15 protein-coding genes and 1 riboswitch are annotated in these 16,226 nt (G+C 61.9%); of the genes, 9 read left to right on the top strand and 6 right to left on the bottom strand.

The annotated features are described in order from the left end of the window. Positions 1-403: 403 nt before the first annotated feature. From ACFWYE_RS26205 to ACFWYE_RS26185, 5 genes are all read right to left on the bottom strand, one after another. Positions 404-865: a hypothetical protein gene (locus ACFWYE_RS26205; RefSeq protein ID WP_379115106.1), complete on the bottom strand. Its 462-nt coding sequence runs from the start codon at positions 863-865 to the stop codon at positions 404-406. A 67-nt stretch (positions 866-932) separates the two neighbouring features. Beyond that, positions 933-1,274, bottom strand: a complete 342-nt coding sequence (locus ACFWYE_RS26200) for a hypothetical protein (RefSeq protein WP_379115105.1) — start codon at positions 1,272-1,274, stop codon at positions 933-935. A 3-nt stretch (positions 1,275-1,277) separates the two neighbouring features. Then, the gene (locus ACFWYE_RS26195) at positions 1,278-2,384 is read right to left on the bottom strand and encodes a calcium:proton antiporter (RefSeq protein WP_379062861.1); all 1,107 of its coding nucleotides are present in this window, start codon (positions 2,382-2,384) and stop codon (positions 1,278-1,280) included. A 153-nt stretch (positions 2,385-2,537) separates the two neighbouring features. Continuing rightward, positions 2,538-2,990, bottom strand: a complete 453-nt coding sequence (locus ACFWYE_RS26190) for a MarR family winged helix-turn-helix transcriptional regulator (RefSeq protein ID WP_379062860.1) — start codon at positions 2,988-2,990, stop codon at positions 2,538-2,540. Between the two features lie 658 nt (positions 2,991-3,648). After that, positions 3,649-4,803 carry a porin gene (locus ACFWYE_RS26185; RefSeq protein WP_379062858.1) on the bottom strand — a complete coding sequence of 385 codons (1,155 nt, stop codon included), beginning with the start codon at positions 4,801-4,803 and terminating at the stop codon, positions 3,649-3,651. A 699-nt stretch (positions 4,804-5,502) separates the two neighbouring features. On the opposite strand from ACFWYE_RS26185, the gene ACFWYE_RS26180 reads away from it, so the two are divergent. Further along, positions 5,503-5,643 (top strand): hypothetical protein, encoded by a 141-nt coding sequence (locus tag ACFWYE_RS26180; RefSeq protein ID WP_165358046.1) that lies wholly within the window; start codon positions 5,503-5,505, stop codon positions 5,641-5,643. A 115-nt stretch (positions 5,644-5,758) separates the two neighbouring features. On the opposite strand, the gene ACFWYE_RS26175 is transcribed toward ACFWYE_RS26180, so the two are convergent. Next, positions 5,759-6,790 carry a LacI family DNA-binding transcriptional regulator gene (locus ACFWYE_RS26175; RefSeq protein WP_379062854.1) on the bottom strand — a complete coding sequence of 344 codons (1,032 nt, stop codon included), beginning with the start codon at positions 6,788-6,790 and terminating at the stop codon, positions 5,759-5,761. A gap of 192 nt (positions 6,791-6,982) precedes the next feature. On the opposite strand from ACFWYE_RS26175, the gene ACFWYE_RS26170 reads away from it, so the two are divergent. The 8 genes from ACFWYE_RS26170 (at position 6,983) to thiS (ending at position 16,223) form a co-directional block, all read left to right on the top strand. Continuing rightward, on the top strand, positions 6,983-7,888 hold the full coding sequence (locus ACFWYE_RS26170; RefSeq protein ID WP_379115104.1) for a carbohydrate ABC transporter permease: 906 nt from the start codon (positions 6,983-6,985) through the stop codon (positions 7,886-7,888). A gap of 8 nt (positions 7,889-7,896) precedes the next feature. Next, positions 7,897-8,769, top strand: coding sequence for a carbohydrate ABC transporter permease (locus ACFWYE_RS26165; RefSeq protein WP_379115103.1), 873 nt, complete (start codon positions 7,897-7,899; stop codon positions 8,767-8,769). Positions 8,770-8,806: 37 nt separating this feature from the next. Further along, complete coding sequence (locus ACFWYE_RS26160; protein ID WP_379115102.1) at positions 8,807-10,123, top strand: ABC transporter substrate-binding protein; 1,317 nt, start codon at positions 8,807-8,809, stop codon at positions 10,121-10,123. 181 nt (positions 10,124-10,304) lie between these two features. Further along, a complete protein-coding gene (locus ACFWYE_RS26155) occupies positions 10,305-11,654 on the top strand; it encodes an alpha-glucosidase/alpha-galactosidase (protein WP_379062846.1) in 1,350 nt (449 codons plus the stop codon). Between the two features lie 54 nt (positions 11,655-11,708). After that, positions 11,709-12,797, top strand: a complete 1,089-nt coding sequence (locus ACFWYE_RS26150; protein WP_379062844.1) for an ABC transporter ATP-binding protein — start codon at positions 11,709-11,711, stop codon at positions 12,795-12,797. A 183-nt stretch (positions 12,798-12,980) separates the two neighbouring features. Beyond that, positions 12,981-13,092: riboswitch (TPP riboswitch) on the top strand. Between the two features lie 113 nt (positions 13,093-13,205). Continuing rightward, positions 13,206-15,062, top strand: coding sequence for a phosphomethylpyrimidine synthase ThiC (gene thiC, locus ACFWYE_RS26145; RefSeq protein WP_379062842.1), 1,857 nt, complete (start codon positions 13,206-13,208; stop codon positions 15,060-15,062). Then, entirely contained in the window at positions 15,059-16,042 is a 984-nt protein-coding gene (gene thiO, locus ACFWYE_RS26140) for a glycine oxidase ThiO (protein WP_379062840.1), read from the top strand. Before thiC ends, thiO begins: the two co-directional genes overlap by 4 nt. Then, entirely contained in the window at positions 16,026-16,223 is a 198-nt protein-coding gene (gene thiS, locus ACFWYE_RS26135) for a sulfur carrier protein ThiS (RefSeq protein ID WP_379062838.1), read from the top strand. The genes thiO and thiS overlap by 17 nt, the downstream gene beginning before the upstream one ends. Positions 16,224-16,226 lie beyond the last annotated feature (3 nt).

Raw genomic sequence — 16,226 nt, 5'->3', positions numbered from 1 at the left:
GTAGGGGGGCCTACGGAGTTGCCCGCGCCTCGCGTTCGAACGCCTCGCGTTCGAATTGCCTGCCAGCGCTCCTTCACCTCAAGAGCCCAGTGCCAGCGGATGCCAGTGCGGGCAAGCCTGTTTGAAACTTGATCGCGTATCGCGCGCTTAGTACGCGAGTCCAGAAGCTCTCCCTTGGCAGGTGGGACACTTTCGCTGCCAGTTATCGGAACCATTCGATCCGAACTCATGCCCGGTCGGGCATTGGAGTACATAAACTACCTGAAGGTGGTCGTTGCCTGGTTGATCCGTCTTCCGAAGAACTCGGTTGCCATGCTTATTCACGTAGCCGATCTCCGTCGTGCCCTTGGATTTCGCCATGCCCATTCTCCCCAATGCCCGTCATGGGAGCTTCGCCCAGTGACTAACGGTTGGAAGTATCAAGTTGGGTGATGCTACCTCGCCGCTGCAATCGCCAGTATGCGAAAATAAGGGCGCCGCTTAGCAACGCCTCGATCCACGGCCCGGTGACATACCAAAAAAACCGAAACGCGGGCAAAAATTCGACGCCATAATTCCAGCCCGCATGGAGTACGGTGCAGAAGGCCAATGCCGGCCAGATGTGGCGCACATTGCCATATAGGATTGAAGTGAAGACGTGGAACAAGCTGGAGCCCACGATAACTGAGACTGAGCCCGCCAACGCTGCCCCGCCGGATGCGCCAAGTGCCAGAGAGTGTGGGTATACATCCCCCCACTTCATCGCGCACTCAGCGGCAAAGAAGACGAAGTAAGATGGTACGCGAAACCAGGTGTTTCTGAACAGGAGCACGATGCCGAGCTTTATCAGTTCTTCGACAAGCGCGAAGAAGACTATTTCAAGCATGTGTGCGCTTGCTCCCGAGTCCCCAGCCCGAGCTTCGCCCAAGCACTTGCAAAGGGCAAGGCAGCGATCAGTTCTCGCCGTGCTTCGCTGCTTCCAGCAGTCGATCGAACCTGATGCGGGGTTTGCCTTGCCCGAGCATTTCCCGATACGAGGCTACGCTGTAGCGATGAACATCTTCCGGAACGGCCGGATTGGACCTTGAAAGTTCAAACGACACGACCTCCCGGTCGTCTATGAGGACGGTATAGAAATCTTCGAACTGGTCAGGAATCTCGGAAACGAGATGATGCAGGCGACCTGCCATGTCGACGCTCGCGAGTGCTTTGAGTATCCGTTGATCTCGTTCGGCTGCAGCCGAAAGCAGCGTGCCTTCGATGGAGTATCGATCGCGGAAGTAGCGCTCCGTCATCGGCTACGGCACCGCCGTGATCAGCAGGAAGATGACAAAGATGCCGAGATGCACCGCGCCCTGCAGCACGGTGGTGCGTCCGGTGCCGAGCGTGATGGTGCTGACGAACAGCGTCAGCAGCAAAAGCACCATGGCGGCGGGGCTGAGGCCGAGCATCAGCTTGCGGTCGGTCAGCACGGCGACGGCGGCCACCACCGGGATCGTCATGCCGATGCTGGCGAGCGCCGAACCGAGCACCAGGTTCACGCTGTTCTGCAGCCGGTTCAGAAGTGCGGCGCGAACCGAGGCGATGCCTTCCGGCAAAAGCACCAGCGTGGCGATGATGACGCCGACGACGGCCTGCGGCAGGCCGGCTGCGGCGACGAGGTTCTCCAGCGGGTGCGACAGCACTTTCGCCAGCAGGATGACGACAAGCAGCGACAGCGGCAGCATCACCGCGCTGACCAGGGTCACCCTGGATGTCGGCGGTTCGAGAGGCGCCTCGTCGGGATCCTGCCCGCCGACGGGAACGTCCATGAAATAATCGCGATGCTTGATCGTCTGGATGAAGACGAAGACCGCGTAGAGCGCCAGCAGCACCAGGCTGACCACCAGCAGCTGGACGGGCGAGAATTGCTGCGGTCCACCCGCCGAGACGAAATTCGGCAGCACCAGCACGCTGATCGCCAGGGTTCCCAGCACGGCAAGCGAAGCGGAGGCCGCGTTGAGCTGGAAAGTCTGCTCGTGGTGGCGCCGGCCGCCAAACACCAGGCACAGTCCGATCACGCAGTTGAGGACGATCATCAGCGCCGAGAAGACCGTGTCGCGGGCGACGGATTCGCTGCCCTCCGAGCCGGCAAGCATGATGGAGACGATCAGCCCGACCTCCAGGATCGTCACGCAGACGGCAAGAATGATCGAGCCCATCGGTTCGCCGACCCTGAGCGCCAGGATCTCCGCATGGTGCACCGACGCGAAGATCGACGCGCCAAGGGCGATCGATGCAAGGATGATGACCAGGATCGAGTCGTCTGAAACCAGTCCCAGATATTTCAGCGCAACCAGCACAAGCGCCGCCGCCGGTGCTGCCCAGGTCCAGAGCGGTATCGTGGTATGGTGATCGAGAGCCATGTATTCCCTAAGCGCCGGAGATCATTGCGGGTCCTGGCCGCGAAGGTAGAGGAACTGTGTCGGCCTGTACATTCGCCCCGGACCGGCCGGGGCGCAAAAGTGCCGCCGTCCCGGAGGGCCGGGTGACATCGGGAAGATACCGGTGGCGCGGGATTATCGTCCCCTGGCGCGGGCGAGGGCCCCGATGCTGGTCGAGATGTCCCTGACGACCGATTTCGTGGCTTCCAGCTCGGCGCGGCCGAAACAGGACAGCAATTCGGCAGTGTCGGCGGCGAGTTTCTCGGTAAACCTCGAGACGAGCGACATGCCTTCGGTGGTAACGAAAAGCTGCTTCACGCGACGGTCGCTGTCGTCCTCGAAACGCCGGATCAGCCCACGGATCTCCAGCCTTCTGGCCAGGCGGGCAAAGGTTGGCGTCTCGATCCGCAATTTGTCGGCCAGCATCTTCTGGCTGTTGGCGCCGCCATGCGCGATCCGGTATAGCGTCGCGCCTTCTTCCAGCGAGAGGCCCGTACCTTGCAGTGCGATCTCGTAGATGTCTTGCAGGCGCCTGACTATCTCCCCCATGTCTTCGAAAATTGCGATGGGGCTATCCTGTTCTTCCATTGTCGACTTTTCCGCATATCACCCATTGAAGTCGCGGCACCCTGGTAGCCTCCGGGGAGGCGTGGAAGACGAGGAGATCGTTGCGTCACGAATGGGAACGGGCGAGGTCCCTCCCACAGCATGCTTCACTGATCGATCTCCCGCTTCCATTTGATGGTGTTGACCTCGCCGGAGTTCCCGATCCGGCAGACGAAAAATGCAGGCAGGGAAAGGGAGTTCCCGCAACACGGAAATGTTACGGCCGAATTCGCCTGCAACATTCCACGGCGCCTCTTGCAGCCAAAACCGAACCGCGGCCGACAGGGGTGGCGGCCGCGGTTCAGCTGGATCATGGATGATGTCGTCTGCGCCGAAAGGTCGAGGCGAAGTTGCTCGTGGGACGACGGCATCAGCATGTCCCAACCTGCGGTCCTGGTTTCAATCGGCCTGTGCGGGTCCGGGAGGACCGGGGGGCCGGGAGCTTTTGATGGGATCGGCCCAGGCTGGGCCGATCCCGGGAGGTTTCTCACCTCGATAAAAAGAGCGAATGACTGGAGGTCAAACCGGCACCCGCTAAAGGAGGAAGGTCCTGGAGCTTTTCCGTTTTTCACGGAAAGGCTCCAACGTTTGCTACGCAATTCCGGACGGAAAACCGCCAGGCAGTTTTCCTGGAACTGCTCTAGAAGTCGCGCTGGAAGCGGAGGATGCCGCCGACGCTGCTCTTCTTGTCCGTCGTGGTCCAGTCGCCGAGCCAGTCGGAATCGCCGCGCTTGCCTTCGTTGAGGTAGTCGACTTCGGCCGTGACGGTGAAGCCCTGAACCACCTGGTAAGCGACGTTGGCGGCGATGCCCAGGTTTTCCTGCTCGTCATACGACGCCTGGAGGTTGAACGTGGTCTTCTCGTTGAACTTGTAGCTGCCGCCGCCCCAGACGGCCCAGTTGCCACCCCACGGCTTGTAGAAAGTGCGGGCAGCATTGTCGTCCGTGCCGTAGCCGCCCATGACCCAGAGAGCGATCTGGTCGGTTGCGTTCACGTCGAGGCGCACCTTGCCGGCCCATTCTTCCCAGCTCGGATTGTAGGCGATGACACCGGTGATGCCGCCCCAGCCCTGGCTGTACTTGGCGCCGACCACGACGTTCGGAGCGTAGCTGTCGATGGTGTTGTCGACGATGCCCGGAACCCAGTTGCCAGCCCCGTCCTTGACGAAGGTGTCGTAGCTGCCCGAGCCCTGTTCCAGCGAGACGATCGCCGAGAAGCCGTTGCCGGCGTCGAAGGTGTAGCTGATCAGGTTGGTGTCGAATTCGCCATAAGGAACGATCGTGTCCTGGATGACGTTGCCGGCATAACCGATGAAGGTGTCGTAGGCCGACTCGTCCTTGCCGACGCGCAGGCCGCCGAGCTGGATCCAGGCGAAGTTCAGCGAGACGTTCTTGTTGCGGGCATCGGCATTGCTGTTGTCGTTGCCGAAGTTGAAACGGGTCTCGGTGTAGGTCTTCAGGGTACCGAGTTCGGTCTCCTGGCCGGTCCAGGTCTTCAGCGTGAAGCGGGTGTTCTTGCCCCAGGTATCCTGTTCCTTGCCATTGAGACGGTCGTTGGTCTTGGCGCCGTCGAAGGTGCCGCGATCACCGAGGCTGGCATCGTAACGGACGTAACCGCCGACACGCAGGCAGGTCTCGGTGCCCGGGATGTAGAAGTAGCCGGCGCCGTAGACGTCGCAGATCTTGACGTATTCAGCGGGTTCCGGCTCGGCGACGACGACCGCGTCAGCGGCGCGTGCGCCGGAAACGGCAATCAAGGCCGCAGTCGAACCTAAAAGAAGCGTTCTGATGTTCACTGTAATCCCCTATCGATACTGGGTTCCGAGTACGTACGATCAATCTCGCACCCCGAATATTTTTAAGCTCAAATGTCATTGAATGATATTACGTGGCGTCACTTAAGTTGTTGTGTAGCCGAATAGCAACGAGAGATCACGTATTCGTGTTCTCGAACGAAGCATTGATTTCATATGAAACGATTTCAATATTGTGGTGTCTCGCATCTATTTGTTTGTCATGACAAATTCGTTTTGAATATTAATTCGTTTTGCGTTTACTTTTAGTTGATCATCAAATGAAACGATTTCAAATGGACATAGTCAGCCTCCGAAACAATTTCGATTTCGCATCGGCGGAGGTTGCAGGCTGGCTTCAGCGATTTGCCGGCGCTGGTGGTGAGGGGCGGGCGGCAAATGATTCCGCTCACCTGCAACGCGCCCGGGAACACCTTCCGCAACGTCCGCGTGGCAAATTTGGCACGCCGCCCGGATTCCGCTGTGGATGGCGCATTTCGCGCTTGGCCTGTGTCGGCGCGATTTTCTAGAAGGCGGCGGCTGGCTTGCCGGCGCTGATGTCCCACTGTGGCACAAGCGTCACACAAGCCGAAACAAGCATCGTCCAGACACGCGAATGTGCGGAAACAACGCCACGAAGTGTGCGTTTCAACACATTCGTAACCGATCCTTTGCAGGACAATACAGAAGGCTCAACTTGAGATGACCTCCGTGAAAGCAGCGCTTCTGTCCTTCTTCATGCTGTCCGCAATCGTGATCTGCGGCCTCGGTATCTACTCGGCCGACGCAGCCAACAACCACCTCGCCGTCGACGGCTACGGCGTCGTCTCCGCCTCGCACTGACCGGCCTTCCAGGCTCGTTCCCGGCCGAAAGCATGGCCGGTGGTGCGTCCAGGCGCTTCGGTGCCTGGATCGAGCCGATGGCTTCGCAGGCTCCGGCGCATTTTTCCTGAAAATCCTATGATGGTGCAGGCGCCGTCGAACGGCGCACCACCAGTTCCGGCTCGAGCCGTACACGGTTGCTTTCCAGCGGCCGGTGGTTCAGTCGCGCGAACAGCATCTGGGCGGCGATCGTTCCCTGCCGCACGCCCTCCGTCTTGATCGTGGTCAAGGGCGGCGTCAGCCATCGCGCGAATGGCAGGTCGTCGAAGCCGACAATGGAAAGGTCGTCCGGAACGCGGCGGCCCATCTCCTGTGCCGCGTTGAGCACGCCGATGGCAATCGTGTCGTTGCCCGCAAAAAGCGCTGTGATGTCCGGGCGGCGCCGCAGCAGCGCGGTTGCAGCGGCGTGGCCGCTTTCGGCGCTGAAGTCGCCCTCCTGCACCGCATCGTCGTCCAGCGAAAGCCCATGCTCCTGCAGGCTGCGCTCGAGCGCTCTCAATCGCGCATCGGTCGCCACGAAACCGCGTGGAGAGAAGGTTATGGCACCGATCCGCTTGTGGCCGAGGCCGGCGACATGGTCGACGGCAGCCTTGATCGCCCCGCGCGTGCTGAAGGTTACCGAGACCTCTGAAGGGTGGCGTACCGAGCCGACGAGGACGACCGGGAAATTCTTGTCGATCAGGGAGATCAGCGCTTCGTCGCCGGCGCGTGGGTTGACAACGATCAGCCCGTCGATGCGCCGCGATTCCACCAGATTGTCATAGGCGCCGCCTTTGCCATGGGCCTCCAGCCCCTCGACCAGGACATGGAAGCCCATTTCGCGGTTGGCCTTTTCGATGCCGTAGAGAACCTGCGGAATATACTGGTCGACCAGCAGGATCGAGGGATCCGAGACCACCAGCCCTATGGTTTCGGTCAAGCCGCTCACCAGCATGCGCCCGGCTGAATTGGGCTTGTAGCCGAGTTCCGCCGCGGCCTGCATCACGCGTTCGCGGGTTTCCTTGCTGAGGACCACGCTTTCCGAGCGGTTCAGCACCAGCGACACCGTCGCACGCGATACGCCGGCGCGGCGCGCCACGTCATGACTGGTCACACGGCTGGAATTCATCTTCTGCCTCCGGCCGCTCGTGTCGTGCTGATTTTTCATCAGCGCGTTCAGTCGCTTCGCCCTTGCCATGACCTACAACCGCAGACGCGGCTTGACAACAACAGGTTTTCATCATTATCCATTACTAACACGTGTTAGGAATGAAAATTCATGGAGGCTAACACGTGTAATGATCGATTGGGTGGAGATCGTATGTCGGGACGTGCGAGGACTGTGTCGCTACGCCAGAGGCGGCGGAAGGAGGCCCTGGTCGGCTATCTGTTCGTCGCCCCGGCGTTTCTCGGTTTCCTGATCTTCTACCTGTTGCCGACACTTCGCGCCGTCGAGATCAGCCTGACCGACTGGAACCTCATGCGCGCCCCGAAATTCGTCGGGCTCGGCAATTATGCGACGCTGCTTTCGGACGCGAATTTCTGGCATTCGGCCAGGGTGACGTTCGCCTACGTCCTCTACAACATTCCGCTGCAGACCGTGCTCGGGCTGCTGCTGGCAGTGCTTTCGGACCGGCTGGCGCGTGCCGTCTGGCTGCGGGCGATCATCATCGCGCCCTATCTGATTTCCAATGTGGTCGCAGCACTGGTCTGGATGATGATGCTGGACCCGATCCTGGGGCTCGTGAACGCATTCCTCACCTTCTTCGGTGCCGGACCGCAGGGATTTCTTGCCTCTCCGGATCAGGCGATGGTGTCGGTGGCCGCCATCTCCACCTGGCGGCACACGGGCCTGACCGCGCTGCTGTTCTATGCCGGCCTGCAGGCGATTCCCGCCCATCTCTACGAGGCGGCCAGGCTTGAAGGGGCAGGTGAGTGGACGATGTTCCGGCGCATCACCCTGCCGCTGCTGCGCCCGGTGCTGGCCTTCGTCGTGGTGACCAGCCTCATCGGTTCGTTTCAGGTCTTCGACGTCGTCGCTGTCGCGACAGCGGGCGGACCGTCCAATTCGACCCGCGTCATTCTCTGGTACATCTACGAGAATGCCTTCAAATTCAACAAGATGGGGTACGCATCGGCGATTTCCGTCGTGCTGTTTGTCACGCTGATCCTCATCACGCTGCTGCAGATGCGGGTGTTGCGGGCAGATCAGTCGGATCTGGATTGAGGCCTGCGATGAAGAAGCTCACCCCGCAGGCCGTCCTGGGTTATCCCGTCCTTGCCCTGTTCGTTTTCATATCGTTGCTGCCGCTGTGGATGGCGCTCAAGATCGGCCTCACCTATCCGGCCGATGTCTATACCAGCGCTTCGAGCCTGCTGCCGAACGCCTACACGCCCGGGAACTTCCTGCGCGTGATGGGCCTGCCCTCGACGATCGAGCTGTCGGCCTTCCGTGCCTCGCCGATCGACTTCATGCTGGCGTTGCGAAACAGCGTCATCTACACCGCGCTCACGGTCACGGGGCAGATCTTCTTTTCGGCGCTCGCCGGCTACGCCTTTGCCCGCATGAATTTCCCGGGCCGCAACAAGCTGTTCTTCGCTTTCCTGGCCGCCACCATGATCCCCAGCGTGGTGCTGTTCATCCCGAACTTCGTCCTCATCAAGCAGCTCGGTCTCCTGAACAGCTTTGCCGGGCTGGTTGCCCCGACGATCCTGATGACGCCCTTTGCGGTGTTTTTCCTGCGCCAGTTCTTCCTGTCGGCGCCGAAGGAACTCGATGAAGCGGCGCGGCTGGAAGGGGCTTCCCAGTTTCAGATCTTCTGGCGCATCGCACTGCCGATCCAGAAGGGGCCGATCGCCACGCTGGCGATCCTTTTGTCGATCAATTCCTGGAACGAGTTCTTCTGGCCCTTCCTGGTCGGGCGCGATCCCGGCGTTCGCGTCATGGCGGTCGCGCTGTCGGATTTCATGAGCCAGACGGGCAGGGGCAATCCAGACTGGAGCGGGCTGATGGCGGCGATCATGCTGTCGATCCTGCCCGTCATCGCCATGCTCATCATTTTCGGCCGGCAGATCGTGGAGTCGCTCCAGACGAGCGGCCTGAAATAGCCGGCCAGTCGTGAGGTCATAAAGTGGAGGAGAGACAATGAGAAAAAACCTGACAGGCGTTCTTGCCGCCGCAACCGCGTTGACCACGCTCGCACCCTCGTTTGCCCGGGCAGAGGACGTGACCCTGAACTATGCCATGTGGGACGCCAACCAGGCGCCCGTCTATCGCCAGTGCGCGGACAGGTTCGAGGCTGAAAATCCCGGCATCAAGATCAACATCAAGCAAGACAGCTGGGACAATTACTGGACCACGCTGAGCACGTCCTTTGTCGCCGGCACCGCGCCGGACGTGTTCGTCAACCATCTCAGCCGTTTCCCGGAATTCCTGGCGAACGGGGTGATGGATGACCTGTCGGACCGCATCGCGGCCGACAAGGTTGACATGAAGGCCTATCTGCCCGGTCTCGCCGAAAGCTGGAACAAGGACGACCGGCAATACGGTCTGCCGAAGGACTGGGACACGATTGCCCTCGTCTACAACAAGAAGATGGTCGCTGATGCCGGTGTCAGCGAGGAGGAGCTCAGGAACCTCACCTGGAACCCGAAAGACGGCGGTTCCCTCGAAAAGGTCGTTGCGCGCCTCAGCGTGGACCAGAACGGCAAGCGCGGTAACGAAGCCGGTTTCGACAAGTCCAGGGTTGCCGTCTATGGCTGGGCAACCAACACTGTGGATGGCTACGGCCAGACGCAATGGAGCTTCCTGGCTGTCTCCGACGGCTTCAAGCCGATCGATAAGCCGTGGGGCAAACAATATGGTTATGACAGCCCGGCGCTTGTCGAAACGCTGACCTGGATGCGCGACCTGGCCTTGAAGAAGGGCTACGCGCTCAGCCAGGAACAGACCGGCAGGCTGAACGCGACCGCGATCTTCGCGGCTGGCAAGGCCGCCATCGTTCCGGATGGCTCGTGGAACATCTCCTCCTATCGCGACACCTCCAAGGCCGAGTTCGGCTTTGCGCCGCTGCCGCAGGGGCCTGAAGGCCGCCGCTCGATGTTCAACGGTCTGTCCGACAGCATCTGGTCCGGATCCCAGCACAAGGACGAAGCCTGGAAATGGGTGAAATATCTCGGCGGATCGGACTGCCAGACCATCGTCGGCAAATCCGGGGTCGTTTTCCCGGCTCGTCCCGAAGCAGCAAAAGCGGCCGAGGAAGCCCATAAGGCAAAGGGACTTGATGTGTCTGCCTTCGTCCAACTGGCAACGCCGGAAACCACTTTCCCGTTCCCCATCTCGGATCGCGCCTCGGAGATTTCGGCGATCCTGACGACGGCCATCGAGAACATCCTGCTTGGCAAGGGCGATCCGGCGGCCGTCCTCAAGGAAGCCAACGACCAGGCGAATGGCATGCTCTGAGCGTGATCCCGAAAAGTGGAACCCGGTTTTCGGATAAGATCACGCTCCGACAATGAAGCCGGACCGGTACCGAGCCTCCAACTCCTGACGCGCTTCCTCCCGCGGCAGGATCTTCCTCCGGCGTTCTTTCCGGACGCCGGAGGACCCTTCACAATCCCCCTCATCTTATCGAGAACCCGCAATGCGACGCCCAAAGATCACGTTCATCGGAGCCGGCTCCACCGTTTTCATGAAGAACATCATCGGCGATGTGCTGTATCGCCCCGCGCTCAAGAATGCTGTGATCGCGCTGATGGACATCAATCCCGAGCGGCTGCAGGAAAGCGAGGTCGTCGCCGGCAAGCTCGTGCAGGCGCTTGGCGCCAATGCGACCATTGAAACTCACTCCAACCAGCGCAAGGCCCTGGAAGGGGCGGATTTCGTCGTCGTCGCCTTCCAGATCGGCGGCTACGAACCTTGCACCGTGACCGACTTTGAGGTCCCCAGGCAATTCGGCCTGCGCCAGACCATCGCCGACACGCTCGGCGTCGGTGGCATCATGCGCGGCCTGCGCACCGTGCCGCATCTGTGGGCCATCTGCGAGGACATGCTGCAGGTCTGCCCCGACGCGATCCTGCTGCAATATGTGAATCCGATGGCGATCAACACATGGGCGATCGCCGAGAAATATCCTTCGATCCGGCAGGTGGGGCTGTGCCATTCCGTTCAGGGCACTGCCTATGAACTGGCGCGCGATCTCGATATCCCGGTTTCGGAAATCCGCTACCGCGCCGCGGGCATCAACCACATGGCGTTCTTCCTCACCTTCGAACATCGCCAGGCGGACGGCAGCCATCGCAACCTCTATCCCGACCTCGTGCAGGGCTATCGCGAAGGGCGCTTCCCGAAACCAAGCCACTGGAACCCGCGCTGTCCGAACAGGGTCCGCTATGAAATGCTGACGCGGCTCGGCTATTTCGTCACCGAAAGCTCCGAGCACTTCGCGGAATACACGCCCTATTTCATCAAGGACGGCCGTGCCGACCTCATCGAGAAATTCGGCATCCCGCTCGATGAATATCCGAAACGCTGTGTCGAGCAGATCGCCCGCTGGAAGGAGGAATCCAAGACATTGAAAGGCGCCGGCACGATCGACATCAAGGAGAGCCACGAATACGCCTCCTCGATCATGAATTCGGTCTGGACCGGCGAGCCGTCGATCATCTACGGCAATCAGCGCAACAACGGCTCGATCACTTCGCTGCCGGCCAATTGTGTCGCGGAAGTGCCTTGCCTCGTCGATGCAAACGGTATCCAGCCAACCGTCGTCGGCGATCTGCCGCCACAACTGACGGCGCTCATCCGCACCAACATCAACGTGCAGGAACTCACCGTCCGGGCGCTGACGACCGAAAACCGCGACCATATCTACCATGCGGCGATGATGGATCCGCACACCGCGGCCGAGCTCGATCTCGACCAGATATGGACCCTCGTCGACAGGCTGATCGCGGCGCATGGCGATTGGCTGCCCGCATGGGCACGCGGCTGAGCGGCGCCGCATCGCGGGCAATTCGCAAAACAACCGGAGCAGCAGTTCGACCCCATGACCTTTCTCAGGATCGATCACGTCACCAAGCAGTTCGGCTCCCTTCAGGTCGTCAAGGGAGTGTCGATCGAGGCCGGGAAGGGTGAGTTCGTCGTCTTCGTCGGCCCCTCGGGTTGCGGCAAGTCGACCCTGCTTCGCATGATCGCCGGCCTCGAGGAGACCAGCGAGGGCACGATCTCGATCGACGGCGAGGATCTGACCCATGCCGATCCGGCCGATCGCCATGTCGCGATGGTGTTCCAGTCCTACGCGCTGTTCCCGCACATGTCGGTCTTCGACAACATCGCCTTCGGCATGCAGATCAACAAGGTGCCGAAGGCCGAGATCAAGGCGCGTGTCGCGGAGGCCGCCCGCATCCTGCAGATCGAGCCGCTGCTCGACCGCAGGCCGAAGCAACTCTCCGGCGGCCAGCGCCAGCGTGTCGCCATCGGCCGCGCCATCGTGCGCAAGCCCAAGATATTCCTGTTCGACGAGCCTCTCTCCAATCTGGACGCCGAGCTGCGCACCCAGATGCGTGTCGAGATCGCCAAGATCCATCGCGAGATCGGGGCGACCATGATCTACGTCACGCACGATCAGGTCGAGGCCATGACGCTCGCGGACAGGATTGTCGTCCTGCGTGGCGGCCTGGTGGAACAGATCGGCACCCCCATCGACCTCTACGACAATCCGGCCAATCTCTTCGTTGCCGGCTTCATAGGCAGCCCGCGAATGACCCTGTTGTCCGGCAAGGTGGAAAGCATTTCGGCGGATGGGATGCAGGTCGCTTGCCCGGCTTTCTCGCGACCGCAATCCATTCCCGGGCCGTTTGCACGGCCGCTGGAAACGGGCAGCCAGGTCACGCTCGGCCTGCGTCCGGAAGCCATCAGGATCGATGCCGCGAATCCGGTGTTCAGCGCCAGGGTGGAAATCACCGAAAATCTGGGCGGGTCCACGCTCATCTATGCCGTGGCCCCGGACGGCACCGCGCTGATCGTGCCGGCGCAGGAGCGCACGGCGGTTCGTTCCGGCGACACGCTGCCGCTGTCCTTTTCCACAGCCCCGCACGTGTTCGATGCGCAGGGAAACAACCTTCGTTTGCCCTAGGGCACGATCTCGAAAAGTAGCAGACCTTTCGGATTGAGATCGCACGACAAAACAAGGAAATGGAGCGGAACGCCGGTTCAGCTGATCGCATTTCGCGCAAAGGCCGAGGGCGTCCAGCGCTGGCGTCCTCTTGCCTTCTGCTCAAACCCCTGTTGACAAAAAGCCTGCTTGAGGTCCACCCTTGAGGCTCACCAGGGGGGTCCCGACAAGGGGCTGAGATACTGCTGTAACGCGCAGTGACCCGTTGAACCTGATCCAGTTCATACTGGCGTAGGGACGGTGGGAACACTTCGCGGGCCGGCATTTTTCGGCTTCGGTTTCGGGCAAGAATGCCCGTATTCCATTCAGCGAAGCGTCACTTCCTCCTCATGCGCGAACTGGGTCTCCGTCACTCGAGGAGGCTCGCTCATGAATATCCATACCCCGACCGTCACCGTTGGCGAATTGCCGGCATCGCGCAAGGTCTACAAGCCGGGCGTCATCCATCCCGGCCTGCGCGTGCCGATGCGCGAAATTTCCGTGCATCCCACCGCCGGCGAGCCACCCGTCACGGTCTATGATTCCTCCGGCCCCTACACCGACATCAGCGTGCAGACCGATATCGAGCGCGGCCTGCCGCGCCTGCGCGAGGAATGGGTCGTGGCGCGCGGCGATGTCGAGCGCTACGAGGGCCGCCTGGTCAAGCCGGAGGACAATGGCTTCGTCTCCGGCGAGCGGCTGACGCCGGAATTCCCGGTGCGCAACCAGCCGTTCCGGGCCAGGGACGGACGCGCCGTCACCCAGCTCGCTTATGCGCGCGCCGGCATCATCACGCCGGAAATGGAATTCATCGCCATCCGCGAGAACCTCGGCCGCCAGGCGGTGCACACCAAACTGCAGCGCGACGGCGAGAGTTTCGGCGCGGCGGTTCCCGACTATGTCACGCCGGAATTCGTGCGCGACGAGGTGGCGCGTGGTCGCGCCATCATCCCGGCCAACATCAACCATCCGGAAGCCGAGCCGATGATCATCGGCCGCAATTTCCTGGTCAAGATCAACGCCAACATCGGCAACTCGGCCGTCACCTCGTCCATGGCCGAGGAAGTGGAAAAGATGGTCTGGGCGACCCGCTGGGGCGCCGACACGGTGATGGACCTTTCCACCGGCCGCAACATCCACAACATCCGCGACTGGATCCTGCGCAATTCACCGGTGCCGATCGGCACCGTGCCGCTCTACCAGGCACTGGAAAAGGTCGGCGGCGTTGCCGAGGACCTCAGCTGGGAGGTGTTTCGCGACACGCTGATCGAGCAGGCGGAGCAGGGGGTGGATTATTTCACCATCCATGCCGGCGTGCGGCTGCCCTACATTCCGCTCACCGTCGACCGCGTCACCGGCATCGTCAGCCGCGGCGGCTCGATCATGGCCAAGTGGTGCCTCTACCATCACAGGGAAAGCTTCCTCTACGAGCACTTCGAGGAGATCTGCGATATCTGTCGCGCCTATGACGTGTCGTTCTCGCTGGGCGACGGGCTGCGGCCAGGCTCGATCGCCGACGCCAACGATGCGGCGCAGTTCGCCGAGTTGGAGACGCTGGGCGAGTTGACGCAGATCGCCTGGGCCAGGGATTGCCAGGTGATGATCGAAGGTCCCGGCCATGTGCCGATGCACAAGATCAAGGAGAACATGGACAAGCAGCTCGCCGTCTGCGGTGAGGCGCCATTCTACACGCTCGGGCCGCTCACCACGGACATCGCGCCGGGCTACGACCACATTACCAGCGGCATCGGCGCCGCGATGATCGGCTGGTTCGGCACCGCCATGCTCTGCTACGTGACGCCGAAGGAGCATCTCGGCCTGCCCGACCGCAACGACGTGAAGGTCGGCGTCATCACCTACAAGATCGCCGCCCACGCCGCCGACCTCGCCAAGGGCCATCCCGCCGCCAAGGTTAGGGACGACGCTCTGTCACGCGCACGCTTCGAGTTCCGCTGGGAGGATCAGTTCAACCTCTCGCTCGATCCCGAAACCGCGCGTGCGTTCCACGACGAGACCTTGCCCAAGGAAGCGCACAAGGTGGCGCATTTCTGCTCCATGTGCGGGCCGAAATTCTGCTCCATGCGCATCTCCCACGACATCCGTGCCGAAGCGCAGAAGGAGGGCATGGCGGCGATGGCGGAAAAGTTCCGCGTCGGTGGCGATCTCTACCTGCCGCTCGATTCCGTCGACACCGTCGATGTGGCTGCTTCCTTCGAAGCATCGGAGGCGGGGGCCGACCAGCCATGAAAGCGCTGGTCAAGGGAGCCGGCGTCGCCGGGCTGACGCTGGCCCTCGAGCTGGCGTCGCGTGGCGCCGACGTCACCGTCATCGAAAAGCGGCATCGCCTTGCCGGCAGCGCGTCCTGGGCTGCCGGCGGCATGCTGGCGCCCTGGTGCGAGCGCGAGAGCGCGGAGGAGGCGGTCGTGACGCTCGGCCGCCTGGCGCTCGACTGGTGGGATGCCGTGCTGCCGGGGCATGTCGTGCGCGCCGGCACGCTGGTGGTGGCTCCGGCGCGGGACGCGGGCGAGCTCGACCGTTTCGCGCGACGCACGGCCGGGTTTTCGGCGATCGGCGAAGAGGCCGTTGCCGCACTCGAACCGGATCTTGCCGGCCGGTTCCGGCGCGGGCTGTTCTTCGGCGAGGAAGCGCATCTCGATCCTCGTCGTGCCCTGATTGCGCTCAAGGACAGGCTGGTCGGCATGGGCGTGCGCTTCGAATTCGGCTATGGCGCGGTGCGGGTTCCGGAAACCGTCGACATCGAGGCCGACTGCACCGGCATCGCAGCAAGCGTCCCGGGACTGCGCGGCGTGCGCGGCGAGATGCTCCTGCTGCATGCGCCCGATGTCTCGCTGGCGCGCCCCGTCCGGCTGCTGCACCCGCGCTTCCCCGTCTATGTCGTGCCGCGCGCCGATCACCTGTTCATGGTCGGCGCGACGATGATCGAAAGCGACGCCAATGAACCGGTCACCGCGCGTTCGATGATGGAACTGCTCGGCGCCGCCTACGCGCTGCACCCGGCTTTCGGCGAAGCCGAGATCGTCGAGGCCGGTGTCGGCGTGCGTCCAGCCTTCGCCGATAACCTGCCGCGCGTCAGCCGCGACGCAAACCGGGTCTCGATCAACGGCCTCTACCGCCACGGCTTTCTGCTGGCGCCGGCAATGGCACGGCAGGCGTCCGAACTGATCTTCAATTCGCAAAGGGAGCTTGCCGATGCGGCTCATCATTAACGGCGAAAGCCGCGAGGTCGACGCCGGCACGCTGGCGGGCCTGCTCGCCGAACTCGACTATGCAGGCGGCTGGCTGGCAACGGCGCTCAACGGCGAAGTGGTGCCGGCGAGGGAACGCGAGACCTGCCGGATCGCCGATGGCGATTGCATCGAAATCCTGTCGCCGATGAAAGGAGGGTGAAGC

It is taken from the genome of Mesorhizobium sp. NPDC059025, assembly GCF_042739655.1.
In the GTDB taxonomy this organism is placed as follows: domain Bacteria; phylum Pseudomonadota; class Alphaproteobacteria; order Rhizobiales; family Rhizobiaceae; genus Mesorhizobium.
Note: the sequence above shows the minus strand (reverse complement) of the source record. Positions and strands in the feature narration are given on the sequence as shown.

Excerpts from the sequence above, each read along its gene's own strand:
- ACFWYE_RS26170 (WP_379115104.1), top strand. The coding sequence starts at position 6,983 with ATGTCGGGACGTGCGAGGACTGTGTCGCTACGCCAGAGGCGGCGGAAG.
- ACFWYE_RS26165 (WP_379115103.1), top strand. The coding sequence starts at position 7,897 with ATGAAGAAGCTCACCCCGCAGGCCGTCCTGGGTTATCCCGTCCTTGCC.
- ACFWYE_RS26180 (WP_165358046.1), top strand. The coding sequence starts at position 5,503 with ATGACCTCCGTGAAAGCAGCGCTTCTGTCCTTCTTCATGCTGTCCGCA.
- ACFWYE_RS26190 (WP_379062860.1), bottom strand. The coding sequence starts at position 2,990 with ATGGAAGAACAGGATAGCCCCATCGCAATTTTCGAAGACATGGGGGAG.
- ACFWYE_RS26195 (WP_379062861.1), bottom strand. The coding sequence starts at position 2,384 with ATGGCTCTCGATCACCATACCACGATACCGCTCTGGACCTGGGCAGCA.
- ACFWYE_RS26160 (WP_379115102.1), top strand. The coding sequence starts at position 8,807 with ATGAGAAAAAACCTGACAGGCGTTCTTGCCGCCGCAACCGCGTTGACC.
- thiS (WP_379062838.1), top strand. The coding sequence starts at position 16,026 with ATGCGGCTCATCATTAACGGCGAAAGCCGCGAGGTCGACGCCGGCACG.
- ACFWYE_RS26200 (WP_379115105.1), bottom strand. The coding sequence starts at position 1,274 with ATGACGGAGCGCTACTTCCGCGATCGATACTCCATCGAAGGCACGCTG.
- thiC (WP_379062842.1), top strand. The coding sequence starts at position 13,206 with ATGAATATCCATACCCCGACCGTCACCGTTGGCGAATTGCCGGCATCG.
- ACFWYE_RS26155 (WP_379062846.1), top strand. The coding sequence starts at position 10,305 with ATGCGACGCCCAAAGATCACGTTCATCGGAGCCGGCTCCACCGTTTTC.
- thiO (WP_379062840.1), top strand. The coding sequence starts at position 15,059 with ATGAAAGCGCTGGTCAAGGGAGCCGGCGTCGCCGGGCTGACGCTGGCC.
- ACFWYE_RS26175 (WP_379062854.1), bottom strand. The coding sequence starts at position 6,790 with ATGAATTCCAGCCGTGTGACCAGTCATGACGTGGCGCGCCGCGCCGGC.
- ACFWYE_RS26150 (WP_379062844.1), top strand. The coding sequence starts at position 11,709 with ATGACCTTTCTCAGGATCGATCACGTCACCAAGCAGTTCGGCTCCCTT.
- ACFWYE_RS26205 (WP_379115106.1), bottom strand. The coding sequence starts at position 865 with ATGCTTGAAATAGTCTTCTTCGCGCTTGTCGAAGAACTGATAAAGCTC.